This is a genomic window from Dermabacter sp. HMSC08H10, assembly GCF_001807585.1.
GTDB classification, from domain to species: domain Bacteria; phylum Actinomycetota; class Actinomycetes; order Actinomycetales; family Dermabacteraceae; genus Dermabacter; species Dermabacter hominis.
Genome location: NZ_KV789424.1, coordinates 221,794 through 246,434, shown reverse-complemented (window position 1 = coordinate 246,434; position 24,641 = coordinate 221,794). Strand labels below are relative to the sequence as shown.

Genomic DNA, 24,641 nt, shown 5'->3' with positions numbered 1-24,641 from the left:
CCCCTAGCGCAGCCCTACGCCACGCTCAAGGGCATTGTCGATCAGGCGAGAGATCAGGTCGGCGTAGGAAATCCCCATGTTCTCCCACAGCACGGGGAACATCGAGATCTGGGTGAAGCCCGGCATCGTGTTGACCTCGTTGACGATCACCTCGCCCGCCCCGGTCACGAACACATCCACGCGCGCGAGTCCCTCGAGTTCGAGGGCTTCGAACGCACGCGCGGCCACCTCTCGCACTGCCGCCACGTACTGCTCGGGAATCGCCGCGGGGATATCGATCGTGACGGTGCCCTTGCCGAAATACTTCGACTCGTAGTCATAAAAAGCGAGATCCTCGCCGATGACGACCTCACCCGGAAGACTCGTGCGCGGTGCCTGTCCATTCTCCCCCTGGAGAACGCCGCATTCCACCTCGCGCCCCTCGACACCCTGCTCGATGAGTACCTTCGGGTCGAAGCGGAAGGCTTCGTCAAGCGCCGCATCGAGCTGCTCGGGGGCGTCCACCTTCGTCACGCCAAAACTCGAACCCGCGCGCGCCGGTTTGACGAACAGCGGATAGGTAAGGCTCGATGCGCGCTCGCGCACCGCCGCTCGAGGTTCACTCGCGCGCGCGACGACGCCGCGGGCAACGTTGAGACCCGCGCCTTCGAGAATGCGCTTCGTGAAGTCCTTATCCATCGAAGCGGCGGAGGCAAGCACGCCCGACCCGACATAGGGCACATCCCAGAGCTCGAATAGTCCTTGGATCGTGCCGTCCTCACCGTAGGGCCCGTGCAAAAGAGGAAACACCGCGTCAATATGTGCGAGGTGCTCAATACGACCGCCATCGCGCACGACGCGAAGCTCGACCTTTCCCTGCCCAAGTCGCGACTGCTGGAGGATGATTTCGTCACCCGAATCGGGCACGTGAGGGGCGAGCCCGTTCGTGATTTGCCAGTGCTCGGGATCCCCCGTGACCTCGACAAAGCGGCCATCGCTCGTCACGCCGATGGGTACAACGTCAAAACGCGAACGGTCAATCTGGCGCAGAATACCGCCGGCGGTCACGCATGAAATGCCGTGTTCGCTCGAACGGCCGCCGAAAATCAGCGCGATGGTGTGCACGTGGGCTCCTCTATTCGAATCGGACAGAACGCGAAAGAAGTGCGCTCGTCACTTCGGCAATATTACGCCCGCAATCAACGACATCGACGAGGGCACGGGTGATGGGCAAGTCCAGCTGCGAACGCTCGGCAAGCTCTGCGACGGCGCGGGCGGTAGGGACGCCTTCGGCGGTTTGTCCGACGCTTGCTCTGGCCTCCTCCAGGCTTAGACCTTCGCCAAGGGCCTTCCCCAGCCTGAAATTCCTCGAAAGCGGAGAGGCGCACGTCGCGACGAGGTCGCCCATCCCGGCGAGCCCAGCAAACGTGGGCGTTTCCGCACCGAGGGCAACGCCGAGCCGCGTAATTTCCGCGAAGCCGCGCGTAATAAGCGATGCGCGCGTGTTGTCGCCGTAGCCGAGCCCGGCGGCGGCACCCACGGCGATCGCGATGACATTCTTCATCGCGCCCGCAACCTCGACCCCCGTCACATCGCGGCTCACGTAGGCGCGGAAATAGGGCGCCGAACACCACGAGGCCACTTCTCTGGCTGTTTCCTCGCTCGCTGAGGCGATAACCGAGGCGCACGGTTGCTCGCGGGCGATCTCCCGCGCGAGGTTCGGGCCCGACAGCACCGCGATGCGGCTCTCATTAATGCCGCCGGTGGTCGCAAGAATCTGTGACATGCGCTCGTCGCTGCCGCGCTCGATGCCTTTGATGAGCGAGACGACGGGCAGGTGGGCAATGGATGGCCAGGCCTCGAGATTCGCGCGCAAGGACTGGGCGGGGACGGCGAGGACGATGCCACGTGCCCCTTGGATAACGTCCTCGGTATCGCTCGAAGCCCAGACGGAGGCGGGAAGCTTTAAACCGGGAACGTAGCTCGCGTTCTCGTGGTTGTCGTTGATCTGCGAAGCGAGTTCCGCTCGGCGCGCCCATAGGCGCACGCGATTGCCGCCTCGCGCGAGCATGTGCGAGAAAACCGTGCCCCACGATCCTGCGCCGAGAACCGCGATGTGGCCTTCGCTCTCGCCCGCCCTACTTCGAGCGTTCACCGTCGCCCGAAGGGAGCTGCCGGTTGCGACGGATACCGCGCGTCAATCCCGCGCGACGCGCCCGAGGCGAGGTGAGACGCGCTGTTTCGCGCCGCCTGAGCGTGGCAGGGGCGCGCTTGGCGAGCGTGTGAACCGCCGATGCGTGCATCATGCGTCGCGGGCCAAAGGTGAGGCGACCGCGGATCGTACGGTACTTGACCGCGGTCGTGATCCGCACGAGCTCACCACCGGGCTCGACGGCAACGCCGATGCGGATCATGAGCGAGGGCGTGTCGTCGATAATGAGAGCCTCGGAGCCCACAACCTCGCTCACATAGCGTTCGCGTTCGGGCGGCGGCACGAGGTCGAAAAGGCGAATGGCCTCATCCCGTACGGCCCGGGCACCACGCGAGGTCAGTGTCGCGTTCTCGTGAGAGAAAATCGCCTCGGCCCACACGCGCGGATCCGGTTCATCAACGCCCTTGGTTGGCACGATCACGACATCGCAATAGTCCGGAAGCGGAATATCGCGAAGTGCGAGAGACGTGTACCGCTCGTGCGACGCACCGGTCGCGTGCGTCGAGGGATTCTCTGTCACCGTTGGCTCCTTACCTCGAGCGTTGATTCGTTCTCACTCTTCCCAGAAATCGGCACCGAGCTGCGTGAGCTTGTCCCTGAAGGATTCGTAGCCACGATCGATGAGGTCGATGCCGTGGATCTGCGAGACGCCATCGGCCCCAAGTGCCGCGATCAGGTAGCTGAACCCGCCGCGCAGATCCGGGACCGTGATCTCGGCACCCTTGAGCGGACGAGGCCCGTTCACAACCGCCGAGTGATTGTAGTTGCGCTGACCGAAGCGGCAGCGGGAACCGCCGAGGCATTCGCGATACACCTGGATCTGCGCGCCCATGTCATTGAGCGCGCTCGTAAAGCCAAGGCGGTTCTCGTACACGGTCTCGTGGACGATCGATATGCCGCTGGCCTGCGTCAAAAGTACGACGAGGGGCTGCTGCCAGTCCGTCATGAAGCCGGGGTGGACGTCGGTCTCGATCGCTGCCGAGGAGAGGCCTTTACCCGTGTCGTAGAACCGAATCCCGTCGTCGTGAATATCGACGCCGGCACCGATCTTGCGCAGCACGTTGAGGAAGGTGCCCATCGCCTTCTGCTCGGCCCCGCGGACGAATACGTCGCCGTGAGTCACGAGGGCGGCGCAGGCCCAGCTCGCCGCCTCGATGCGGTCGGGGATGCAGCGGTGACGGTAGCCATTGAGTCTCTCGACGCCCTCGATCACGATTGTGCGATCGGTGCGCAGCGAAATGATCGCGCCCATCTTTTGCAAAACCGCGATGAGATCCTCGATCTCGGGCTCGACGGCGGCATTCTCGAGTTCCGTGATGCCCTTCGCCCGCACTGCCGTGAGGAGCACCTGCTCGGTCGCACCGACACTCGGGTACTCGAGGCGAATTTTTGCGCCGCGGAGGCCGTCCGGTGCCGTGATGTAGATGCCGTGTTCACGCTTATCGACACGAGCACCGAAGTTGCGCAGCACGTCGAGGTGATAGTTGATCGGGCGCGTGCCGATGCGGCAACCACCCAGATCGGGGATCACGGCCTCACCGAGGCGGTGCAGAAGCGGACCGCAGAAGAGGATCGGGATGCGCGAGCTTCCCGCGTGAGCGTCGATGTCCGCCACGTGCGCGCGCTCGACGTTCGACGGGTCCATGCGGAGGGTTCCCGCTTCCGTATCGCGCTCGATTTTTACACCGTGCACGCGAAGAAGCTCGCTCACGATCCTCACATCGCTGATGTCGGGGACACTCGTGAGGAAGCTTTCGGTCTCACCGAGAAGCGCGGCAACCATGGCCTTCGAGACCAGGTTCTTTGCACCGCGAACGGTGATCTCACCCTCGAGCGGCTTTCCGCCGCGCACATAGAAGCTTGAGGTCATAGTGGAGTTGATTCCTTTTCCGGGACGAGCCCACAGGTAACCGTCTCACCATACCGAACAGCGCTTTGAAAAGAACTGCACACGCGCCGGTGTACGCCGAGGGCGCAAAAGCTCCGCTACTGGTCGTCGGCAGTGCGCGCGGGAAGCGTCTTCGGGAGCCAGGAGGGCCGACGCTTTTCAAACTCCGCGATGTCTGCTTCGTGCCGCATCGTGAGCCCGATGTCATCGAGGCCCTCCATGAGGCGCCAACGGGTGTAGTCGTCGATTTCGAACGAGAAGGTCGAATCGGCCACCTCGACTACTCGATTTTCGAGATCGACGGTGATGTCGGTTCCCGGCGCGTTCTCGAGGATCTTCCAGATCTGCTCGATATCCGACTGCGAGAGGACTGCGGCAACGAGGCCCTGCTTACCGGCGTTGCCTCGGAAAATATCCGCGAATCGGCTCGAGAGCACCGCTTTGAAACCGTAGTCGCGAAGCGCCCACACGGCATGTTCGCGAGAGGAACCGGTACCAAACTCTTCGCCTGCGACGAGAACGGAGCCTCGCGAGTAGGGCTCGCGGTTGAGCACAAAGTCTGGATCCTGGCGCCACGCGCTAAAGAGACCGTCATCGAAACCCGTCTTCGTCACGCGCTTGAGGTACACGGCGGGGATGATTTGGTCGGTATCGACGTTGGAGCGTCGAAGCGGAACACCGATACCCGTGTGCGAGATGAACTTTTCCATGGTGTGAGTCCTTTCCCAGCGTCCTCGCGGCCCTCAGGCACGCACCGAGGCGTCGGCTTGTTCGAGATTGTCGAGGTCAGCGGGTGATGAAAGGGTTCCCCGCACGGCCGTCGCGGCCGCGACGACGGGCGACACGAGGTGGGTGCGCCCGCCCTTGCCCTGGCGCCCCTCGAAGTTACGGTTCGAGGTCGATGCGGAGCGCTCCCCCGGGGCGAGCTGGTCGGGATTCATGCCAAGGCACATCGAGCATCCCGCGTTTCGCCACTCGGCGCCAAAGGCCAGGATCTCCTTGTCGAGTCCTTCGGCTTCGGCCTGGAGTCGCACGCGCGCCGAGCCGGGCACGACGAGAACACGAACATTCGGATCCTTCGTGCGACCTCGGATCACATCGGTGAAAGCGCGCAGGTCTTCGATTCGACCGTTCGTGCACGAGCCCATAAAGACCGTGTCAACGCGAATGTCCTTGAGCGCGGTCCCGGGCTCGAGGTCCATGTATTCGAGCGCGCGCTCGCACGCAGCTTTCGCGTTGTCGTCGGCGAAGTCCTCTGGGGCGGGAACGGCGCTCGAGAGCGGCAGGCCTTGACCGGGGTTCGTGCCCCACGTGACGAATGGCTCGAGTTCATCGGCGTTGATCACGACTTCGGCATCGAAGGTCGCGTCGTCGTCGCTCCTGAGGCTCTTCCAGTACTCGACCGCTTCGTCCCACGCCTCCCCCGTCGGCGCGTGGGGGCGTCCCTTGACATACTCAAAGGTCGTCTCGTCGGGAGCGATCATGCCGGCCCGGGCACCCGCTTCGATAGACATGTTGCAGATCGTCATGCGCCCCTCCATCGAGAGGTTTCGGATGGCTTCTCCGCGGTATTCGAGCACGTATCCCTGCCCGCCACCGGTACCGATCTTCGCGATGACCGCAAGGATGATGTCTTTAGCGCTCACGCCCGGTTTAAGCGATCCTTCGACCGTAATCGCCATGGTCTTAAAGGGCTTGAGGGGCAGGGTCTGCGTTGCGAGGACGTGCTCAACTTCGGAGGTGCCGATGCCGAAGGCAAGCGCGCCGAATGCACCGTGGGTCGAGGTGTGCGAGTCGCCGCACACGACCGTAATTCCCGGCATGGTGAGCCCAAGCTGGGGCCCCACGACGTGGACGATGCCCTGGTCAACGTCGCCGAGCGAGTGGATACGCACACCGAATTCCTCGGCATTGGCACGCAGGGTGTTGATCTGGGTGCGGCTTGTGAGGTCGGCAATTGGTTTGTCGATATCGACGGTCGGCGTGTTGTGATCCTCCGTCGCGAGGGTTTGGTCAACGCGGCGCGGCGAGCGCCCCTCGAGCCGCAGCCCCTCGAATGCCTGCGGGGAGGTCACCTCGTGAAGCAGGTGAAGGTCAATGTACAGGAGGTCCGGCTCTCCGCCTTCGCCCTTGCGGACTACGTGGTCCTGCCAAACCTTTTCCGCGAGAGTTCCCGCCATGTGAGTGACTCCTCGATCGTCGTCTCCCCGCGTCGCTCCTTTGCGTGAAGCGCACGGCTCGTTGGCACCAAGTTTCGCGAAGGGTCAGTGGCGAAGCACTCGCATTTCACATCGCGAGACGATAGTCTTATTCCATGAACATTCAGATCGAAGAGGGAAGCGGCGTCGGTGTGATCGACAAAGCCGCCACGGTACTCGGCGCGCTTGAAGCGGGGCCCGCAACGCTCGCAACTCTCGTGAGCACAACCGGGCTCGCCCGGCCGACGGCTCACCGGCTCGCGGTCGCGCTCGAACACCACAGGCTCGTCGCGCGCGATATCCAAGGTCGCTTCATCCTCGGGCCTCGCCTGACGGAACTCGCCGCCGCCGCTGGCGAGGACCGTCTCCTCGCCTCTGCCGGGCCCGTTCTTGCCGAGCTCAGGGACCGCTCCGGAGAATCGGCGCAGCTCTATCGTCGCCAAGCCGAACACCGCGTGTGCGTCGCGACGGCCGAGCGCCCAAGCGGCCTGCGCGATACCGTCCCACTAGGCTCAACGCTCACGATGCGAGCCGGTTCCGCCGCACAGATTCTTCTCGCCTGGGAAGAGCCCGATCGTCTCCACCGCGGCCTTCACGGGGCTCGCTTCACAGCCTCAATGCTGTCGGCCGTGCGCAGACGCGGGTGGGCACAGAGCGTCGGCGAACGCGAATCGGGTGTTGCGTCCGTGAGTGCGCCGGTTCGGGGCCCGAGCGACCGCGTCATTGCCGCCCTCTCAATCTCGGGCCCGATCGACCGCATGACGCGACAGCCCGGAAAAATCCACGCCACTCTCGTCATGAGCTACGCGGAGAAACTTAGCGAACTCGTGCGCCAGGGCGGCCACTAGAAGTCCACTGGACGGGCTCGAGTGGCTTACTGCCTCTCGAGCCACACGGGGGTGTTCGCGTACTGCAAGAAAGCGGTATTCGACACGACGGGCTGACGCTCAAGTTCCCCGTGCTTGCCGCGCGCGTTCGCAACGATAAGCCTCGTGCCCTCGCTGCGGCGGATCAACTCTTTCGCCGTGTGCTGGCGACCGTACTCGGTGATCTCCACGTCCACCTCGGGCGCAACCTCGCGCAAGTGACGTTGAGCGCTCTCGAGAATGCCCGCCCATTTCTCCTCGGGAATCACGATCGAGGGAATAACGCGGACGCCGGTGCCGTACACCTTCGCAAACTCGGCGGCGCGCTCGAGCGCGCACTCAAAGGCCGTCCCACCGTCGTAAAACACTGCCACGGGGCCATCTGCGGCAATATCGCCGCGAACGACAACGATCGAACATTTCGAGCGTGTGAGGAGCGCCGAACTGGTCGATCCCACAATGATCGAGAGGAAGCGACCGAGCCCGCGCGAGCCGACCACGAGCGCATCTGCGGTCGCTGACTGCTGAATGAGCACGTCCACCGCGCGGCCGTCGACAATCTGGGTCGTCACTTCGCAGCCGGGGGCAACTTCGTGGGCGATCTGAGCCGCTTCATCGAGCAAGCGTTGCGCGGCGACCTTGAGGCCCGACCCACTCACGCCGGGAACGGGATCGACATCGACCCCCATGAGCGGCCACACGAATGCGTGCACAAGATGCAGGGGCTTATTCAGGGCGAGGGCATTGTGCGCCGCCCAGCGGATTGCGTGATCGGATTCCTCGGTGTCTTCGACGCCGACAACGATCCGGCCTTCATTTGCACTCATGGTTTTCTTCCTTCCACGGCCGGGCTCACGCTTTTGTGAGCCAAACTCCCTGCTCGCTTTAAGGATACGCCGGAAAGGTCCCGGGCACGAAAAAGCCCGACCACCGAAGTGGTCGGGCTTTCGCTCTGTACCCCGTACCGGATTTGAACCGGTGTTACCGCCGTGAGAGGGCGACGTCCTAGGCCGCTAGACGAACGGGGCCTTGCCTCAATGAGGCCTTAGAAACTTTAGCAAAGCTGCTGACTGTTTCCAAATCCAGGCCATGTGACCTGCATCGCTGGGGTACCAGGACTCGAACCTAGAACAACTGAACCAGAATCAGCCGTGTTGCCAATTACACCATACCCCAAGGGTTTTGCCCGGCGAGCCGAACGAAATACAACAGTAGTCCAGCGCGAAAGCCCCGGCAACTTTTCCTGCGCCCTTTGTGGAAGCTTTCACACGAATGCGATTCCGACGCTGGCCCTGCAACCGTCGGACCCCTTTTTCACGCTTTTTCGTACACCCGAATCGACTCGCGCACACCCGCTAAACGGAATGGGCCCTCACTCTCCGCACGCGTTTCATAATCGTCCGTGCGATCCGCGCGGATGTGCCGTTCGCGATATTCCTCATAGCCGATTTCTCGGCGCGCATCGAGCTGGGCCGTGAGCGCACCTGGGCGCACATGTTCGCGATCCCCTTCGACGAGCGTACCGGCGAAAAACTCGGCGACCGCGCCCGAGCCGTAGCTGAAGATTCCAATCCGCTCGCCTGCACGAAGCTCGGCGTTCTCGAGAAGTGACAAGAGCCCCATGTACACCGATGCCGTGTACGTATTGCCGAGGCGGCGGTTGTGAATCATGGTCTCCTCAAGTGAGGACACGGCGCTCGCGACCGACTGGGCGCCCGCGTGCTTCGCGAGGGTCTGCATGGCCTTCGCCGCCATCTTGGTGAACGGCTGGTGGAAGCACATGCGCGCGATGGAGGAGAACTCCGCTCCCCCGCGGCGCACGTAGTCGTCGTATGCCTCTGTCACGGCGCGCAAGTAGACGGTCACGGAGAAACGGCCGTCGACGAGGGCGGTCGTGCGGTCATTGGGACGCCAGAAGTCATGGACGTTTTCGGTGAAAAGACCCGAAGCGGGCTCGATTGCCATGATCGCGGGGTCAGCGCTCACGAGCATCGCTAGCGCACCCGCCCCCTGGGTTGCCTCACCACTCGAATCAAGCTCGTACCGGGCAATGTCGCTCGCGATCACGAGAACTTTTTCATCGGGGTTGCGCGCCACGATTCCGAGCGCAAACTGGAGTGCTGCGGTTGCCGAATAGCATGCCTCTTTGAGCTCGACGACTCGGACATTGTGCTCGAGGCCGAGGAGTTCGTGCGCGTAGATGCCCGCCGCTTTCGACTGGTCGATGCCTGTCTCTGTCGCGAGCACGAGCGTGCGGATCTCCTCGGTGCCGTGGCGCTCGATAATGGGCGCAGCCGCCCGGGCCGCGAGAGTGACAATGTCTTCGTCGTCGCCCGGCACGCTCATCTCATGTTGGCCAATTCCGCGCAAATACTTGCCGGGACTCGTGCCTTGTGCTTCGGCGAGCGAAGTGAGGGGGAAGAAGAGCGAGGTCGTCGCCGCTGAGATATCGGTGATGCCGATCGCGTGCGTCATCGCGAACTCCTTTCAAACTGGACGTGGGCGGCCATGAGCTCGCCGGGATTGGTCTGCGCGGCCATGAGCGAGAGCTCGCCGCATAGGACTGTTGCGGCGGCGATTCCCGCGAGACGTCGGGCGTTCTCCCCCGGCTCGCGTTCCTCGCGGCATCCCAGTCGCGCGAGATTGTCACTCACGAAATCAAGCCCTTTGCCGTTGCCCACGGACCCGACAATGAGATGCGGGATCGTGCACGAGAAATACAGGTCCTCGCCGTCTCGGCCCCGGCGTTCGGTGTGCGTGATGCCCTGGCTGCCTTCAACGATGTTTGCGGCGTCCTGGCCTGTCGCGAGATAGAACCCGAGCAGCATGTTGGCGTAGTGTGCATTGGCACTCCTGAGGGAGCCTGCGGCGATGCCACCCACAAGGTTCTTGCGCACATTGAGGTCCGCCATACGTTCGGCGCTCGTGCGCAGTCGCCGGCGCAGAACCTCTTCGGGAAGGACGATCTCCGCGATCACATTCTTGCCGCGCCCTCGAATTCCGTTCACGGCCGAGGTTTTCTTGTCGGTGCAGTAGTTGCCGGAGATGCTCGCGTATCGCAAAGCGCTCTCGCGGTTCGCGATGTGCGCCATGAGGGCGTCTGCGGCGAGGGTCACCATGTTGTGGCCAGCCGCATCGCCCGTGAGGAACTCGAGGCGCAAATACAGGAGATTACCGACGATCTCGGGGGCGATTTCGATCAGGCGCGCAAAGCGGCTCGTGCCGGCGACAACCTCCTGAAGCGAGGACAGATCCGCGCACACACGCCTCGCCGCGTCGTAGGCATCGGCCGCCGAATCTGCTTCGAAAAGGATCGAGCGGGTCATGCGCTCGTCAACGAGGGTCGTGCGGATTCCGCCCTCGACGAGCCGGGACACCGTTGCCCCGCGCTTGACTGAGGGAAACAGGGTCGTCTCGTAGGTGGCGAGGGGGACCTCGACCTCGCCTTCGGCCACGTTTCCGCTGATCCTCAGGGGCCCGAGCCATTTCATGGGAATCTGCGCGAAAGCGCCCTGCTCGCGTGTGTCACTCATGAGTGCCTCCATTCGCCTTTCCGCTGCGCCGCGCGTAGGGGGAAAGATCGATGCCTCTCGCCTCCGCGTACTCGCGCACGCGCCCCGTGAGCACGAGATCTGTGCGCGTGAGCGCGTCGACGTTTCGTGCGCCCACGAGCGCCATCATCGACCGCAGTTGCTCTTTCCACGTTCGGATTTCACCAATGAGCGCATCGGGTCCGTGGTCGCGCACGATCGCGAGAAAACCGCCCGCGACTCCCACGGCCTTCGCCCCTAGCGCGAGGCATTTGAGGACATCGAGGCTCGTGCGAACACCTCCGCTCGCGAGAAGCGGGAGCCCCGTGTCGCGCGACGCCCCGCGCGCATCGATCAGGCTCTCGACGGCGCTCTGACCCCAGCCATTGAGGTGGGAGAACTGATCGGTGCGGCGCGCGCTCTCGATGCGTGCGAAGTCAGTGCCACCATTGCCAGCCACGTCCACAAAGGCAACACCGAGTGAGGACAGCGTGCGTGCGCTAGCCCCCGTCATCCCGAAGCCCACCTCCTTCACGATCACGGGAACATCGACGGCCCGTGCGATCGCCTCGATGTGCTGGGCCCAGTGCTCGAATTCGCGATCTCCCTCGGGCATCACGATTTCTTGGACGGCATTCACATGGATTTGAAGTGCATCGGCGTCGATGAGCTCGACCGCTTCGCAGGCCTGCTCGGGGCTTGCGTTCGCTGAAAGGTTCGCCATGAGGAAGCCGTGTGGGTTTTCGTCACGAAGAACGGTGAAGCTCGGCGCGCACGATGGATCTTTGAAGTAGGCGCTCATGGACCCTGAGGCCATCGCGATACCCGTGTCCGCAGCAGCGATCGCGAGTGCCTGATTAATCTTGCCGGTGAACTCGCTACCGCCGGTCATGCCGTTGATATAGAACGGCAGAGGCCACGTGCGCTCTCCTATTTCAACCTCGAGGCTCACGGTCTCGACATTGACGGCGCTCAGGGCGTGATGAAGCACGCGCACGTCATCGAAGTCCCGTGAGCGGCGGTGGGCGGTCTCTTGCTCCATCGCAAGTCGAACGTGATCGTCTTTGCGGGAACTACTCATGGGCGCTTCCTTGCTTTTCGGTCGTCACATGTGTGCGGGCGTGGAGGTCCGACGGTTCTACGCCCACGTTGAGCGCGATCATTCCCGCTCGCCGCCAGGCTTGTCTCACCGCGGTCGCGACGTCGGCATTCGGGGCGAGGGCAAGAACGCAGTCCCCGCCGCCAGCTCCCGAGAGTTTTGCGGCGGCACCGTGTGCGACGGCGATCTCAGTCATAGCGCGCAGCTCTGGCGTTTCGATGCCGAGCGGCCCCTCGCTTCCTCCTGCCGCAGCGTCGAGATCACGCAATTGAGCGAGGACGCACTCGAGCACGCGCATGGCGTCAATCGTCGAGCCCGTGCGCACCGCCTCAACGAAACGCTCCACATGCGCAGCGTTCTCGCGCGCGAATGCTTCGAAGTCGATGCGTCCCGCGCCGGCAGCATCGTCGACTTGCGCTACGAGCGAGCGGGTCGACGCAGGCGCACCGCTCCAGCCGATGACGGTCTTGAGTGCGTGTGGCACGTCGAGAGACTCAAGAGCAAGGCCCGGCCACTGCGCGGCGAGCGCACTCTTGACGCCTTCGCGTGCGCGCAGATCGCGCACCGCCTCCCGATCGAATGATCGGTACAGGACCCAGCCACCGAGCACACTCGTGGCGACATCTGCACACGAGGCGCGCACATTGCCGTCGAGGACGGCGAGGGCCGAAAGTTTAAAAAGCTCTCGCGGGCTGAGAGCGATGTTGAGGGCGCGAGCCGTGGCGCCAATAGTCGCGACGACAACGGCGCCGGAAGAGCCAAAGCCATACTTGCGACCGTCGCTGTCATCAAGCGTCGACGACACGTGAATATCAAGGGCGGGCAGAGGCCCGTAATACTCCACGAAAACGTCGAGAGCGCGGAAAATAGGTTCTCGCGGTTGCTCGGATGCTGGTGCCTCGGCAATCACGGGAGCGTAGTCGCGCTCTTCGCCCCACTGCTCGCTCGCGACGCGCACGCCGAAGGCGCGACGCACGGGACTCACGCGGGCCGTGACCGCGCGATCCACGGCGATCAACACCGCGGGATTACCGGCGCGCACAACCCCGTACTCGCCAGCGACGAAAAGCTTTCCCGGGGCGCGGAATTCGAAAGCGCTCATGCTTCGCTCGGGCGCTCACCCTCATCGAGGAGGTAAGCACCGGGGCCGGCGTTCGCAACATGCATCTTCACGTCTTCGATCCTCTCACGCAGGCGCTCGGCAACGAGAGCGGCCTCGCGCGAGCGACACAGAATCTTCACGTTGGGTCCGGCATCGGCGCTCGCGTATGCCTCGATCCCCTGCTCTCGCAGCTCCTGGACCGCATCGATCATCGCGAAGCTCGTGCCCGTCAGGTATCGCACAGGCGGCTCCGCGCCGAGCATCGAGGCGTGCATGCGAAGGGCGCTCATCTCCGCGATCTCGCCGAGGCTCGTGAAATCCGCATCGTGCACGGCGCGCGACGCGCGCTCCAGAAGCACGGCGTTCGACGAAACCCATCCCTCGAAATAGGGAGAGGTCTCCACGGTGTGGTTCATGCCGGCGCGGCTGCCGATCTTCTTGCGCGCGCTCGAGATGACCGCGACGACCATCGAAAGAGGCTCGCCGCTCCACTCGAGGGGCTCGGCAATACTCGTGTCGTCACTCGTGCCTTTATTCCAGCGCGCGAGCCCGCCGAAAATTGAGCGGCATGCCGATCCGGAGCCGCGGCGCGCGAGGCGCGAAAGCTCCGCATCGCTCAGCGAAAGCCCGTACGCGACACTCGAAGCCTTCGCGAGCGCCGCGAAAGCGGCCGCGCTCGAGGCGAGCCCGGCAGCCGTCGGAACCGTGTTCGTGGAGGTGACGTGTGCGTGCGCCCCCGAGCCCGCGAGCTCACGCACACGATTAAGGACCGTGCGCACGCGCGCAGATTCCTCACCGGACAGCTCAACCCCGTCGAGGACGACCCGGTCGAGGGGATCGTCCGTCACCTCGACCGTCGTGGTCGTCGGGAATATGTCGAGAGTCAGCGACAGTGATCCGGTCGCGGGCAGATTGAGCTCGCGATCCGTTTTCCCCCAATACTTCACGAGTGCAATATTGGGGTGCGCGACGGCGGTAGCGCGGGTCATGAGCTCTCCTCACTCGCAGGGTTGATTGACCACACATTCTTCGCACCGGCAGCCGAAAGCGCACGCGAAAGCGCGGGGACAGCGCCGTGAGAAGGAGCGAGGGCGATGATGCAGCCGCCCAGGCCTCCACCCGTGAGCTTCGCACCGAGTGCGCCTGCATCGCGTGCCGCCCCCACGAGGTGTTCGAGCCGCGAATGCGATACCCCGAGCTCCGTCAAAATCTCCTGGCAGTCGTTCATTGCGCGACCCACGCTGCTCATATCGCCGATACGCAGCGCTTCGCGTGTGGTGTGCGCGAGCGAAGCGATCGTCTCGAGCGCATGATCCACGAGTCGGGGATCGCGTTCACGCCGTTCGCGGATGCCGCGAACCGCGTCGAGGGTGTGGCCGGGAAGCCCCGTGTCGGCCACGACGAGCGCCGGCGCGTGAGCAAGTTCGAGCGGTTCCGCCTTGCCTGCTTGGAACCACAGTGGGCCATCCGCCATGGTCTGGTATGCGTCAAGACCACTCGGAGTTCCATGCGCGATGCGTTCGACGAACTGCACGAGCTCGAAACGTTCCTCGCTCGTGAGTTCATGACCGTATAGGCGCGCAACGGCAACGGCGATCGCGCTCGCCATCGCGGCACTCGACCCGAGGCCGCGCGCCGTGGGAATGCTTCCCTCGACCGTGACTTCGGCGCGTCCAGGCTTCTCGCCCACGTGGCTGAGAATTGTCCGCAGTGCCGACTGCGCGAGTTCGTCCTCGGCCTCTTCCGTATCGACGTCGAGGTAGATCGCGCCCGTGGAAGGGTCGCCGACGGTTGCAATGCGCCGCTTTCCACGCCGCTCCCCCGTTCGCGACGAGGGCACATCGAGCGTGAGGCCACTCTCGAAACGCACTTCGTCGCCGGGAACGGTCTGATCATCGAACGAGAAACCTTCGGTCAGCGAGTACGAGCCGCTGATCGTCCCGAACCCCTCGGCGGAGACGGATCCCTCGATGCGTCCGGCGTGAGTACTGACCGAATCCGGATAGGGCAAAAGCCTGGCCGTTGCCGTGAGGCTCAAGTGGGTAATGGGAAAGGCGATCGCGGGATGCCCGTACACGACAGCGTGCTCGCCGATCAGAATCGTCTTGGCGTGCGCGCTGCCGTGCCCGGTCGCGTACTCGAACGTCTCTTCGCTCACCGGGATGCGAGCAGATCGGCGAACGACGAAAGGCGGGCGATCGTGGATTCGTAGCCGAGAAGCTCCATCGATTCAAACAGCGGCGGGCTCACGCGACGGCCAGAGATGCCCGAACGAAGCGGCCCGAACGCGAGCCGGGGCTTGACGCCCATGCCGTCGATAATCGCTTCGCGCAGAGACGCCTCAAGCGTCGCGGTCGTGAAGTTCTCTTTGCCGCCTTCCTCGATGACCTCGATGGCGCGGCGCACAACGGAAACGGGATCGTCGCCAAGCTTCTTGAGGGCGTCCTCTTCGATCACGAGATCGGCATCGTCGATGAAGAGGAAGCGCAGCATCCCCGGGGCCTCACCGAGGAGGTTCATGCGCGGCTGCACGAGTGGCGTCGCCTTCGCGAGGAGGGCGCGCTGGTCCTCGGTGATGGGGGTTTCGACAACCCCGGCCTTCTCGAGGTACGGGATCATGCGCTCGGTGAACTCGGCCTCGTCGAGCATGCGCATGTGGTCGGCGTTAATCGCGAGCGCCTTCTTGTAGTCAACGCGGGCGGGGTTCGGGTTCACGTCGGCAACATCGAACTTCGCGACGAACTGTTCGCGCGTGAAGATGTCCTGATCGCCGCTGTAGCCCCAGCCAAGCAGCGAGAGATAGTTGATCATTCCCTCGGGCACGAAGCCCTCGTCGCGGTAGAGGAAAAGGCTCGACTCGGGATCGCGCTTGGAGAGCTTCTTGTTGCCCTCCCCCATCACGTAGGGAAGGTGTGCGTATTCGGGCGTGAACTTCGCGATGCCGATCTTCTTGAGTGCTTCGAACAGCACGATCTGCCGGGGCGTCGAGCTGAGGATGTCTTCGCCGCGCAGGATGTGGGTGATTCCCATGAGGGCGTCGTCGACGGGGTTCGTGAGGGGGTAGAGCGGCTGGCCGTTCGCGCGCACGACGACGTAGTCGGGGGTCGAACCGGCTTTGAACGTGATTTCGCCGCGCACGAGGTCGTTGAACGTGATGTCCTCATCGGGCATGCGCACGCGCCACACGGGCTCACGTCCTTCGGCGCGGAACGCTGCCTTCTGCTCTTCGGTCAGGTCACGATCGAAACCGTCGTACCCCGATTCCTTCGGGCGGCCAGCGGCAATGTGGCGCTGCTGGATTTCCTCGGGAGTCGAAAACGATTCGTAGATATAGCCGCCGTCCTTGAGCTTTTGGATGACGTCCTGGTAGATCTCGCCGCGCTGCGACTGGCGGTAGGGGCCGTCTTCGCCGCCCGCGTCCACGCCTTCATCCCATGTGATGCCAAGCCAGCGCATCGCCTCGAGAAGCTGGTTGTAGCTTTCTTCGCTATCGCGCGCTTGGTCGGTGTCCTCAATGCGGAACACGAGCGTGCCACCCGTGCGTTTCGCGTAGGCCCAGTTGAACAGGGCGGTGCGCACCATGCCGATATGCGGCGTGCCGGTTGGCGACGGGCAAAAGCGCACGCGGACCTCACTGTGGCCGCGCGTGCTGTCGAGGGCGGGAAGGCTCGCGAGATCGATGTTCTCAGCGCTCACGTGGGTGTTCTCCTTCGAGAGGTTGGCGGGGTGAGATCCCCGGATGTGGTCTTAGGCCTCGAGATCTTCGGGCGACACTATGCGGTTCGTGAGGGTGCCAATTCCGTCGATGTCGATGTCGACGGTGTCACCGACGTTCACGAGCCCGACGCCCGCGGGCGTGCCGGTGAGGATGACGTCGCCGGGAAGAAGGGTCGTCGAGCGCGTGATCTCCTCGATGATCTCGGGGATGCGGCGCAGCATGTCGGCGCTCGTGCCGTCCTGTTTGACCTCGCCGTTCACGCGCGAGCGGATGCGCGCGTTCGCGGTATCAAGGTCCGTTTCGATCCACGGCCCGAGCGGGCACGAGGTGTCGAAGGCTTTCGCGCGGAACCACTGGGACTCTTCGCGCTGGGCATCGCGCACCGTGAGATCATTCGCGCACGTGTAGCCCAGGATGACGTCCGAGGCGCGCTCGGCCGGGATGTTTTTCGCGAGGGTTTTGATAACGACCGCGAGCTCGGCCTCGAAGCTCAGCTCTTTCGCGTATGAGGGGTAGATGACCGGGTCGTTCGGGCCGATGACGGAGGTGTTCGGCTTGAGGAAGAGCAGCGGGCTCTCGGGGGCCTCGCCGCCCATCTCACGCGCGTGTTCGGCGTAGTTTTTGCCGACGCCAACAACCTTGGAGCGGGGAATAACCGGGGCAAGGAGGCGAACATCCTCGAGCGGGAGGATCGTGCCGTTCGGCTGAATCTGGGTGTAGAGCGGGTCTCCGGTGATCCCGTACACCATGTCCACGCCGTCCTTTTCTTGGACGATGCCGAACATCGGGTTCGAGCCGGTGGTGAATCGTGCGATGCGCATGCCTCCAGTCTAGTAGGGCCTTTCGTCTCTCACGGGCGCTCGAGCTATGCCCTTGCCCACCCCTCACTCTTTCTTCACATCCGTTTCTCCGCCCCCTCGCGATCAGGGTGGTTCTCGCGCGTAGGCTTGAGAGGTGTCTCCTCTCTCGCCCCACTCAGGCTCATTCGCCGCTCCCACACGTCTCACCACAGTCATGACAACCGGTGAGGTGCAACGTGCGCGCGCTGCACATGAGGAACGTGCCGATCGTTTAAACGCCCCTCACCGCGAGCGGAAGGCACGGGGCGAAAAGCACCCCATCGAGGACTTCCTGCACACCTACTATCCCTTTAGCCCGGGACAGCTGCGGCGATGGCACCCGGGTTGGCAGGTGGGGTACGAGGTCTCGGCGGATGGACCCCTTCGTGGTCAGGGGGATGTGGACTCCGACGGTTGCCGACGTTGGTATCGCGACGTGAAGGATCCATCGAGCGGCACAACGGGCGAGGTGCGCACGGCTGATATCGAACGTTTCGTTCGTGAGCGCGGCGATGCGGCCATGTGGATTCACCGTCTGCTCACCAACTCGAGTTTCGCCGAGAAGCCGGGGAACTTTTCGTGTTTCGGGCTTCACGAGTGGGCGATGGTGTACCGGCTTCGGCCAGGCGAGAAGCGCCACGAGTCGCTCCCCTTACGCCTCGGCGCCGAGGCGACTAACCGCGTCGTGGAAGAGAACCGCCTCGTGTGCTCGCACATCGACGCGTTCCGCTTCTTCACGCCCGAGGCGGTCCCGCTCAATGCGTCGCATCCCACGCGCGAGAGGCAGCCCATGCGTGATGATCCCGCGTGCCTCCACGTGGGCATGGATCTCTATAAGTGGTCGATGAAGCTCGCGCCCCTCCTGCCGAGTGATATCGCGCTTGACTGCTTTGAGCATGCACTCGACCTCAGAATTCTCGACATGGAGGCCTCCCCGTACGACTGCCGAGGATACGGATACGGGATCGTGCCCATCGAGACTGAGGAGGGTAAGCGCGAGTACGTGCGGCGCCAGCGGCTTCTCGCCGATCGTTCGGATGCGCTGCGCACGCGGATCCTCGCCGCCGTGGAACCTCTCGTGCCTCTATTTGCTAAGTCTTCTCGCCCCTGCGCGAGCTAAGTCTCCCAAACACCATTATTCTTCGACGTTTCGCGGCACAATAGATGTATGCCTGCTTCCCCGTCCACGTCCCCACGCACTGCGCGCGTCCGCGTCGCCACGTTCAACATTCATCACGGCGCTAATTCCCGCAACGTTCTCGATCTCGACGCGACCGCTTACGCCCTCGAGTCGCTCGAGGCCGATGTGATCGGCCTGCAGGAGGTTGACCGCTTCTTCGGTACTCGTTCAGATTTTGTTGATCAAGCAGCGTGGCTCGCGGATCGGCTTCAGATGCACGCGGAGTTTGCCCCCACGATCGACCTGGATCCGTCGCGCCGCTCCGCCGAACGCGTAGGGATAAACGTGCGACGCCAATACGGGATCGCCGTACTCTCGGCCTACCCGATTCTCGAGTCGCGAATGGCGCGCCTCCCCGAGAATCGTCTGATCGAACGCCGCGCGGTTTTGCGCACGCGTATTGACGCCGATGGTGTCCCGTTCTCGTTCTCGGTCACCCATCTCGCACTCGGCCCTGCGAGGGCGCGCCGCGCACAATTTCACGCTGCCCGCGAGGTCGCTTTCGAAGGCGAAGAACCAGCAATCCTCGTGGGCGACCTCAACGCTGCACCTTTGCTTGTGCGCGACTACTCGGTCTTTACAAAGGGCCTCACCGACGTGTGGGCCGCTAAGCACCGGTTCCCGCTCGCGAAGCGCTTTCTCGGCCGCACACATCCCGTGCTTCCCGTCCCCGCAAGGCGCATCGATTACATCCTCGCGAGCCGCGATATCCAGCCGATCTCGGCGAAAACCCATCGCACTCACGCCTCGGACCACCTCCCGGTCGTCGCCGAACTCGAGATCCCTCACCTCACCCCGGAATCCGCATAGTCGGCAACCTGCGGTGGGCTGACACAATGGAGCCATGCCACTTCTTCACGACTTTCTCCCCAAGAACTCGAGCGAAGACGCGATCGTTGAGGGCTTCATTGCGGCGCAAGCCGAGGTAGGGCGCACGCTCTATCCCCACCAAGAGGAAGCACTCCTCTCGATCGCCGCTGGCGACCACGTGATCGCCGCGACTCCCACGGGCTCGGGAAAAACGACAATCGCCTACGCGGCTCTCTATGCTGCGAGGGCGCGAGGGGAAAAGGCGTACTACACCGCTCCCATCAAGGCGCTCGTGAGCGAGAAGTTCTTCGAAATCGTCTCCATGTTCGGTGCCGAGGCCGTGGGAATGATGACGGGTGATTCATCGGTCAACCACGAAGCGCCCATCATCGTGTGCACGGCGGAGATTCTCGCAAACCACGCACTTCGCGACGGCGAGACAAGCGACATTGGGCTCGTCGTCATGGACGAATTCCACTTCTACGACGACTCGCAGCGAGGCTGGGCGTGGCAAGTGCCGCTCATTGAGCTTCCACAAACGCAGTTTGTGCTCATGAGCGCAACCCTCGGCGACGTGTCGTTCTTCGAAAAGGACCTCGAAGAACGCACAAGCCGGAACGTGAGCACAATCGCGAACGCCGAGCGTCCCGTTCCGCTCGACTTCCGCTGGGCAACAACCGACCTGCCCGAGACGATCAAGGAGATCCTCGAGAATCGCGACGCGCCCGTCTACATCGTCCACTTCACGCAAAAGGACGCCCTCGAGCAAGCGCAGCACCTTCTCGGCACAAAGATCCTCACACGCGAAGAAAAAGACAAGATCCGCGAGCTCATAGGCGACTTTCGGTTCTCGCGCGGTTTCGGCTCAATCCTCTCGAAACTCGTGCGCGAGGGCATCGGCGTGCACCACGCGGGCATGCTCCCCAAGTACCGCCGCCTCGTTGAACGGCTCGCGCAATCGGGTCTTCTCAAGGTCATTGCTGGAACCGACACGCTCGGCGTTGGCATCAACGTTCCCATCCGCACCGTGCTCATGACGGGACTCGCAAAGTTCGACGGACGCCGCCAACGTCTGCTCAACACACGGGAGTTTCTCCAGATCGCCGGTCGCGCCGGACGCGCGGGTTACGACACCGTGGGGCACGTCGTCGTCCAGGCCCCCGAATGGGCCGTCGAGTTTGAGAAAGAAAAGGAGCGCTTCGCGAAGCGAGCCGAAATGGGCTCCAAGCCCAACAACGCGAAGAAGAAGCAGCGCGAACCTAAAATGCGCGTTCCAGAAGGCCGGGTGAACTGGACCGAGGAGAACCTCAGGAAGCTTAGTGAAGAGCAGCCGTCGGAACTGAAACCTCACATGGCGATGACGAGCGCGATCCTCCTCGCGCTGATCTCTCGCCCCGGAAGCGCTCTCAAAGCGGCGCAGCACCTCATCGACGAAAGCCACCAAAGCCGCGCCCAAAAATTCGCGCTCAAGCGCCGCGCCCTCGATCTATTCCGCGGCCTCAAGGAGGCGGAGATCATCACGGTGCGCGACGAACCCGACCACCTGGGCCGCACCGTCACACTCGTGGACGACCTGCAGTGGGACTTCCAAATGAATCAGCCACTCGCGGCGTTCGCCATCGCGGCCCTCGACATCCTTGACGAGGATTCGCCGAGCCTCACGATGGACTCGGTTTCGATCATCGAAGCGATCCTCGAAGACCCGTTCCAGATTCTGCTCGCGCAGCAAAATGCGGCGAAGAGTGCGCTGCTCGCCGAGCTCAAAGCTGACGGCGTCGACTACACCGAACGCATGGCGCGCCTCGACGAGGTCACATGGCCGAAGCCTCTCGAGGAAGAACTCACGGCAGCCCTCGAGATCTATGCGAAGAATCGCCCATGGATCAACGTGCACGACCTCTCCCCCAAGAAAATCGTGCGCGAGTTCTACGAGACGGGCGCGACGTTCAGCGAGTTCGTCGCGCGCTACAAGCTCATGCGCTCGGAAGGCATCGTGCTGCGTTATCTTTCCGACGCCTACCAGGCCCTCCGGCGCACACTTCCAGTCGAGCTTCGAACCGAAGAACTCGAGGATGTGATCGAGTGGCTCGGAGTGCTCGTGCGCGGCGTCGATTCGTCCCTGCTGGATGAGTGGGAAGCGCTCACAAACCCCGATGACGATGAAGACGCGGCAAGCGAGCTCCGCCCCGATTCGCCTCGTTCTTTGAGCGCGCAAACCAAGGTTCTTACGCAAATGGTGCGCGCCGCGATGTGGCGCCGAGTCGAAGACTTCGCGTTCGAGCGCGAAGAGCAGCTCGGTGAACTCGATGGCGCGAGTGGGTGGAACGCCGACCGTTGGGGCGAAGCCATGGATGACTTTTATGACGCCCACGACCACGTCGTGATCGAAGATTACGCCCGCAAGAGCCAGTACCTGCGCATCGAGCAAGAATCACGGCGCTGGCTCGTGACGCAAACGATCGTGGACCCCGAGGGAGACAACGACTTCGTCATGCAGGCGATCGTGGACCTCGAGCAGACCGACGAGGACGGCGAGCTTGCCCTCACTCTCGAATACGTGGGGGACCTCGTGAAGGCGCCGTGGCGGTGAGCTCACCCCTCATCTTCGTGCTCGACGTGCCTAAGGGCGAGTGTGCGGATTTTGCCGCGCTCGCGAGGGCCGTTGCCACACGTCTTGAGGAAAGCGGCTGCGTGAGGCCCTCGTGGCGGAACGCGGTGATCTTCCGCGAAGAACGATTCCCCACGGGTCTCCCGTTCGAGCCTCCCGCCGCCATCCCCCACGCCGATCGCGAGCACACGCTTCGGGATGCCTTCGTGCTCGCCCGGCTCGAGCGGCCACTCGCCTTCGGTGCAATGGGAGATTCCGACGCCGCCCCGCTCGAGGTGCGGCTTGTTGTTTTTATTGTCGCGGGCAAGAACGCGAGCCAGGTGGAGGCACTCGAAAGGCTCCTCAGCATCCTTGGCGACGGAGCGCGCCGCGAAAGGCTCGAAGCCGGCTCGGCCGAGAACGCACGGCGGTCCTTCGAAGCGATGCTCGAACAACTCGCCACACTCACCACAGCCCCCGACAAACCCCCACACCCGCGAAAACCGGGACAGACCTGATCCTTCAAGCCAAAGCCAACCGTGAACGCGCTCAGCGCATGCGCGTCCTCTCCGACGAGCTGGACGGTCTCAGCGTCGAAGAACTTGAACGCCACGCCCCGTCTTACATCCAAGGCATCCGCGTCCTCTACGACGCAGCAGGCACCCCACAACGCGACGAAACAGCCTTCCGCCACGCACTCAAAACCGCACACCGCGCCCACAAACGCGGCCAACGCCTCAAAGACACCCTCATCATCGACGCCTACGAACACGCCTGCCGCATCGCCCACGCCCAAGACACCCTAGGCCGCCCCGACGAAATGCCCCCCATGCGCGACCGCCTCACCATGGCCCGCCGCGTCCGCGCCTACGCCACCACCAACAAGACCGTCAAAGAGGCCGGAACAGGCCTCAGCTCCACCCAACACGTCACCCCCACCGAACGCAGCGCACTACGCACCTTCGGCTCACGCGGCGGCAAAAAATCCGCACAACGCTGGACCGACCCCACCCAAACCGAGTACCACACCAACGCCCGCAAACCCCTCGAAGCCGCCAACAAACGCCGAGCGCAGCAGGCGAGGGCTTCGAAGGCCGAGGTGTTGGCGTTTCTCAGCAGGCAGATTGTCGAGTCGGGCACCCAGCCCACGCGACGGGAAGCCATGCAGGAATTTGGACTGTCTGAGTCCACCGCGAAGCGCTATCTCCGCGAGGTGCGGCATCTTCTCTAGGGGGGTCAGGCCGTAAGCATAGAACGGTTCCCCCTCCCCCCTGGGAGGGCACACGGCTTTCCCTCTTTTCCTCACCCTTCTCCCGCGGCCCGGCGCCCTACCCAAGGGGGGTCAGGCCAAAGGCCTTTCGCGGCATATCCTCGCGCGGCTCCGGTATTCCACGATGCCCTGCCGGCTCCCCGCTCCTGCGCCTCCATCCGAATCTCGCCAGGAGGGCCCAAGAAAAGGTCATTTGCCAGACCTCCCACCTAACGTCACCAGCGCAGGTCGCCACCCATGAGGGACAACACGACGAAGCCACCGTCTTTGGGGGCCTGGACTGACGCGGCGCTCGGTGAGCAGAGGTTGGACTCGAGGGGATGTTCAGCGGAAGTCGTAGTCGGGGTCCATCCCGCTGGAGAGATAGATGTCCTCAGCGTCGACTTCGCTGAGCATCTCGCTCATCGGAGAGTCGGCGCCAACATAGTGGTCTTCACCGATCATGCATCGGCATTCTTCGGCCCAGGTGTCGTCGGTCCCGTCTCCGACCTCTGTGTGCTTCCAGTGTTTTGGTCCTGTTGGCATGACCCAACTATAGAGGTCGAGGGGTGTTGGTTCGCGCTCAACGAGATGCTGTTGCAATGGGGTACCCCAGTAGGACAACCCTGCTGTGCCACGGAGCTGTAGCTTCTTGGGAGCAAGAGACCGAGAACACCAGGCCACCGGTCACGAACTGTTCAGTGCGCACTGTATAGTTCAGTGTATGTTGACTATTGCTTCGCGTCTGGACGTGATGAACCGCCTGGGTCGTGCACTGGCCGACCCCACTCGATCCCGGATCATCTTGACCCTGCTCGACCATCCCGCTTACCCGGCGGAACTATCCCGAGATCTGGACCTGACACGCTCGAACGTGTCCAACCACCTGGCATGCCTGCGCGATTGCGGGATCGTCGTCTCCGAGCCCGAGGGTCGCCGGACACGATACGAGATCGCCGATTCGCACCTGGCGCAGGCGCTGACGGCACTGGTCGATGCCACCCTGGCAGTGGACGAAGACGCCCCGTGCATCGACCCCGCCTGCTCGCTTCCCGAATGCAACGTAGCTGGGGAGGGCGCATGAACCTCACCACGGTCTTGCAGGCGATAGGCCTGTTCGCAGCTACCAACATCGACGACATCATCGTGCTCTCCCTCTTCTTCGCGCCAGGGGCACGCCAGAGCGGCACCACCGCCCGCATTCTGGCCGGCCAGTACCTCGGATTCGCCGGCATCCTCGGTGCGGCGGTCCTGGTGACCATCGGTGCCGGAGCATTCCTGCCCTCGGCAGCCATCCCGTACTTCGGTCTCATCCCTCTGGGCCTCGGCCTCTGGGCCGCATGGCAGGCTTGGCGCGGAGACGATGACGACGATGACGACGAGG

General features: G+C 63.5%; 24 protein-coding genes and 2 tRNA genes. 8 read left to right on the top strand and 18 right to left on the bottom strand.

Annotated features, from left to right (window positions below; all coding sequences use genetic code 11):
• Positions 1–3: 3 nt before the first annotated feature.
• The 6 genes from HMPREF3176_RS03930 to leuC form a co-directional block, all read right to left on the bottom strand.
• Positions 4–1,104 carry a D-alanine--D-alanine ligase family protein gene (locus HMPREF3176_RS03930; RefSeq protein ID WP_070458438.1) on the bottom strand — a complete coding sequence of 367 codons (1,101 nt, stop codon included), beginning with the start codon at positions 1,102–1,104 and terminating at the stop codon, positions 4–6.
• Between the two features lie 10 nt (positions 1,105–1,114).
• Positions 1,115–2,134 carry an NAD(P)H-dependent glycerol-3-phosphate dehydrogenase gene (locus HMPREF3176_RS03925; protein WP_256365629.1) on the bottom strand — a complete coding sequence of 340 codons (1,020 nt, stop codon included), beginning with the start codon at positions 2,132–2,134 and terminating at the stop codon, positions 1,115–1,117.
• Positions 2,118–2,711, bottom strand: coding sequence for a hypothetical protein (locus HMPREF3176_RS03920; RefSeq protein WP_070458435.1), 594 nt, complete (start codon positions 2,709–2,711; stop codon positions 2,118–2,120). Before HMPREF3176_RS03920 ends, HMPREF3176_RS03925 begins: the two co-directional genes overlap by 17 nt.
• A 33-nt stretch (positions 2,712–2,744) precedes the next feature.
• Entirely contained in the window at positions 2,745–4,061 is a 1,317-nt protein-coding gene (gene murA, locus HMPREF3176_RS03915; RefSeq protein ID WP_070458432.1) for a UDP-N-acetylglucosamine 1-carboxyvinyltransferase, read from the bottom strand.
• Between the two features lie 116 nt (positions 4,062–4,177).
• Positions 4,178–4,789 (bottom strand): 3-isopropylmalate dehydratase small subunit, encoded by a 612-nt coding sequence (gene leuD, locus HMPREF3176_RS03910; RefSeq protein ID WP_070458429.1) that lies wholly within the window; start codon positions 4,787–4,789, stop codon positions 4,178–4,180.
• A gap of 33 nt (positions 4,790–4,822) precedes the next feature.
• On the bottom strand, positions 4,823–6,259 hold the full coding sequence (gene leuC / locus HMPREF3176_RS03905) for a 3-isopropylmalate dehydratase large subunit (protein ID WP_070458426.1): 1,437 nt from the start codon (positions 6,257–6,259) through the stop codon (positions 4,823–4,825).
• A 146-nt stretch (positions 6,260–6,405) separates the two neighbouring features.
• Between leuC and HMPREF3176_RS03900 the strand changes: the two genes are divergently transcribed.
• Positions 6,406–7,125, top strand: a complete 720-nt coding sequence (locus HMPREF3176_RS03900) for an IclR family transcriptional regulator (protein ID WP_040387009.1) — start codon at positions 6,406–6,408, stop codon at positions 7,123–7,125.
• 26 nt (positions 7,126–7,151) lie between these two features.
• Here the strand turns inward: HMPREF3176_RS03900 and HMPREF3176_RS03895 are convergent, their stop codons facing one another.
• From HMPREF3176_RS03895 to HMPREF3176_RS03845, 11 genes are all read right to left on the bottom strand, one after another.
• Positions 7,152–7,970: a universal stress protein gene (locus tag HMPREF3176_RS03895; protein ID WP_070436146.1), complete on the bottom strand. Its 819-nt coding sequence runs from the start codon at positions 7,968–7,970 to the stop codon at positions 7,152–7,154.
• Positions 7,971–8,098: 128 nt separating this feature from the next.
• A tRNA-Glu gene (locus HMPREF3176_RS03890) sits at positions 8,099–8,171 on the bottom strand.
• A 76-nt stretch (positions 8,172–8,247) separates the two neighbouring features.
• A tRNA-Gln gene (locus tag HMPREF3176_RS03885) sits at positions 8,248–8,319 on the bottom strand.
• A gap of 138 nt (positions 8,320–8,457) precedes the next feature.
• A complete protein-coding gene (locus HMPREF3176_RS03880; RefSeq protein ID WP_070458423.1) occupies positions 8,458–9,618 on the bottom strand; it encodes a hydroxymethylglutaryl-CoA synthase in 1,161 nt (386 codons plus the stop codon).
• Positions 9,615–10,676 (bottom strand): hydroxymethylglutaryl-CoA reductase (NADPH), encoded by a 1,062-nt coding sequence (locus HMPREF3176_RS03875; protein WP_016664755.1) that lies wholly within the window; start codon positions 10,674–10,676, stop codon positions 9,615–9,617. Before HMPREF3176_RS03875 ends, HMPREF3176_RS03880 begins: the two co-directional genes overlap by 4 nt.
• Positions 10,669–11,754: a type 2 isopentenyl-diphosphate Delta-isomerase gene (gene fni, locus HMPREF3176_RS03870; protein ID WP_016664756.1), complete on the bottom strand. Its 1,086-nt coding sequence runs from the start codon at positions 11,752–11,754 to the stop codon at positions 10,669–10,671. The genes HMPREF3176_RS03875 and fni overlap by 8 nt, the downstream gene beginning before the upstream one ends.
• Positions 11,747–12,874 (bottom strand): phosphomevalonate kinase, encoded by a 1,128-nt coding sequence (locus tag HMPREF3176_RS03865; protein ID WP_016664757.1) that lies wholly within the window; start codon positions 12,872–12,874, stop codon positions 11,747–11,749. The genes fni and HMPREF3176_RS03865 overlap by 8 nt, the downstream gene beginning before the upstream one ends.
• Positions 12,871–13,863 (bottom strand): diphosphomevalonate decarboxylase, encoded by a 993-nt coding sequence (gene mvaD, locus HMPREF3176_RS03860; protein WP_070458420.1) that lies wholly within the window; start codon positions 13,861–13,863, stop codon positions 12,871–12,873. Before mvaD ends, HMPREF3176_RS03865 begins: the two co-directional genes overlap by 4 nt.
• Complete coding sequence (gene mvk / locus HMPREF3176_RS03855; protein ID WP_016664759.1) at positions 13,860–15,032, bottom strand: mevalonate kinase; 1,173 nt, start codon at positions 15,030–15,032, stop codon at positions 13,860–13,862. The genes mvaD and mvk overlap by 4 nt, the downstream gene beginning before the upstream one ends.
• Entirely contained in the window at positions 15,029–16,570 is a 1,542-nt protein-coding gene (gltX, locus tag HMPREF3176_RS03850; RefSeq protein ID WP_083286223.1) for a glutamate--tRNA ligase, read from the bottom strand. The genes mvk and gltX overlap by 4 nt, the downstream gene beginning before the upstream one ends.
• Positions 16,571–16,621: 51 nt before the next feature.
• Positions 16,622–17,413, bottom strand: a complete 792-nt coding sequence (locus HMPREF3176_RS03845) for a fumarylacetoacetate hydrolase family protein (protein ID WP_070458417.1) — start codon at positions 17,411–17,413, stop codon at positions 16,622–16,624.
• 193 nt (positions 17,414–17,606) lie between these two features.
• Here HMPREF3176_RS03845 and HMPREF3176_RS03840 point away from each other — a divergent pair, with 193 nt between their 5' ends.
• From HMPREF3176_RS03840 to HMPREF3176_RS10315, 5 genes are read left to right on the top strand one after another with little or no spacing between them, the layout of a single operon-like run.
• A complete protein-coding gene (locus HMPREF3176_RS03840; RefSeq protein ID WP_070458414.1) occupies positions 17,607–18,551 on the top strand; it encodes a 3-methyladenine DNA glycosylase in 945 nt (314 codons plus the stop codon).
• Positions 18,552–18,599: 48 nt separating this feature from the next.
• Positions 18,600–19,421 carry an endonuclease/exonuclease/phosphatase family protein gene (locus HMPREF3176_RS03835; RefSeq protein ID WP_070458411.1) on the top strand — a complete coding sequence of 274 codons (822 nt, stop codon included), beginning with the start codon at positions 18,600–18,602 and terminating at the stop codon, positions 19,419–19,421.
• Between the two features lie 34 nt (positions 19,422–19,455).
• A complete protein-coding gene (locus HMPREF3176_RS03830) occupies positions 19,456–22,011 on the top strand; it encodes a DEAD/DEAH box helicase (RefSeq protein WP_070458410.1) in 2,556 nt (851 codons plus the stop codon).
• A complete protein-coding gene (locus HMPREF3176_RS10030) occupies positions 22,008–22,526 on the top strand; it encodes a PTS sugar transporter subunit IIA (RefSeq protein WP_168161942.1) in 519 nt (172 codons plus the stop codon). Before HMPREF3176_RS03830 ends, HMPREF3176_RS10030 begins: the two co-directional genes overlap by 4 nt.
• Positions 22,527–22,564: 38 nt before the next feature.
• Positions 22,565–23,239 (top strand): hypothetical protein, encoded by a 675-nt coding sequence (locus HMPREF3176_RS10315; protein ID WP_083286221.1) that lies wholly within the window; start codon positions 22,565–22,567, stop codon positions 23,237–23,239.
• A gap of 363 nt (positions 23,240–23,602) precedes the next feature.
• On the opposite strand, the gene HMPREF3176_RS10205 is transcribed toward HMPREF3176_RS10315, so the two are convergent.
• Entirely contained in the window at positions 23,603–23,803 is a 201-nt protein-coding gene (locus HMPREF3176_RS10205) for a hypothetical protein (RefSeq protein ID WP_016664767.1), read from the bottom strand.
• Positions 23,804–23,981: 178 nt separating this feature from the next.
• Between HMPREF3176_RS10205 and HMPREF3176_RS03820 the strand changes: the two genes are divergently transcribed.
• Positions 23,982–24,341: a Cd(II)/Pb(II)-sensing metalloregulatory transcriptional regulator CmtR gene (locus HMPREF3176_RS03820; RefSeq protein WP_070458407.1), complete on the top strand. Its 360-nt coding sequence runs from the start codon at positions 23,982–23,984 to the stop codon at positions 24,339–24,341.
• On the top strand, positions 24,338–24,641 hold a 304-nt coding region (locus tag HMPREF3176_RS10540), incomplete at its 3' end, for a cadmium resistance transporter (RefSeq protein WP_371327109.1). The genes HMPREF3176_RS03820 and HMPREF3176_RS10540, both read left to right, overlap by 4 nt.

Excerpts from the sequence above, each read along its gene's own strand:
- murA (WP_070458432.1), bottom strand. The coding sequence starts at position 4,061 with ATGACCTCAAGCTTCTATGTGCGCGGCGGAAAGCCGCTCGAGGGTGAG.
- leuD (WP_070458429.1), bottom strand. The coding sequence starts at position 4,789 with ATGGAAAAGTTCATCTCGCACACGGGTATCGGTGTTCCGCTTCGACGC.
- leuC (WP_070458426.1), bottom strand. The coding sequence starts at position 6,259 with ATGGCGGGAACTCTCGCGGAAAAGGTTTGGCAGGACCACGTAGTCCGC.
- HMPREF3176_RS03895 (WP_070436146.1), bottom strand. The coding sequence starts at position 7,970 with ATGAGTGCAAATGAAGGCCGGATCGTTGTCGGCGTCGAAGACACCGAG.
- HMPREF3176_RS03880 (WP_070458423.1), bottom strand. The coding sequence starts at position 9,618 with ATGACGCACGCGATCGGCATCACCGATATCTCAGCGGCGACGACCTCG.
- HMPREF3176_RS03875 (WP_016664755.1), bottom strand. The coding sequence starts at position 10,676 with ATGAGTGACACACGCGAGCAGGGCGCTTTCGCGCAGATTCCCATGAAA.
- fni (WP_016664756.1), bottom strand. The coding sequence starts at position 11,754 with ATGAGTAGTTCCCGCAAAGACGATCACGTTCGACTTGCGATGGAGCAA.
- HMPREF3176_RS03865 (WP_016664757.1), bottom strand. The coding sequence starts at position 12,874 with ATGAGCGCTTTCGAATTCCGCGCCCCGGGAAAGCTTTTCGTCGCTGGC.
- mvaD (WP_070458420.1), bottom strand. The coding sequence starts at position 13,863 with ATGACCCGCGCTACCGCCGTCGCGCACCCCAATATTGCACTCGTGAAG.
- HMPREF3176_RS03845 (WP_070458417.1), bottom strand. The coding sequence starts at position 17,413 with ATGCGCATCGCACGATTCACCACCGGCTCGAACCCGATGTTCGGCATC.
- HMPREF3176_RS03840 (WP_070458414.1), top strand. The coding sequence starts at position 17,607 with ATGACAACCGGTGAGGTGCAACGTGCGCGCGCTGCACATGAGGAACGT.
- HMPREF3176_RS03835 (WP_070458411.1), top strand. The coding sequence starts at position 18,600 with ATGCCTGCTTCCCCGTCCACGTCCCCACGCACTGCGCGCGTCCGCGTC.
- HMPREF3176_RS03830 (WP_070458410.1), top strand. The coding sequence starts at position 19,456 with ATGCCACTTCTTCACGACTTTCTCCCCAAGAACTCGAGCGAAGACGCG.
- HMPREF3176_RS10315 (WP_083286221.1), top strand. The coding sequence starts at position 22,565 with ATGCGCGTCCTCTCCGACGAGCTGGACGGTCTCAGCGTCGAAGAACTT.
- HMPREF3176_RS10205 (WP_016664767.1), bottom strand. The coding sequence starts at position 23,803 with ATGCCAACAGGACCAAAACACTGGAAGCACACAGAGGTCGGAGACGGG.
- HMPREF3176_RS03820 (WP_070458407.1), top strand. The coding sequence starts at position 23,982 with ATGTTGACTATTGCTTCGCGTCTGGACGTGATGAACCGCCTGGGTCGT.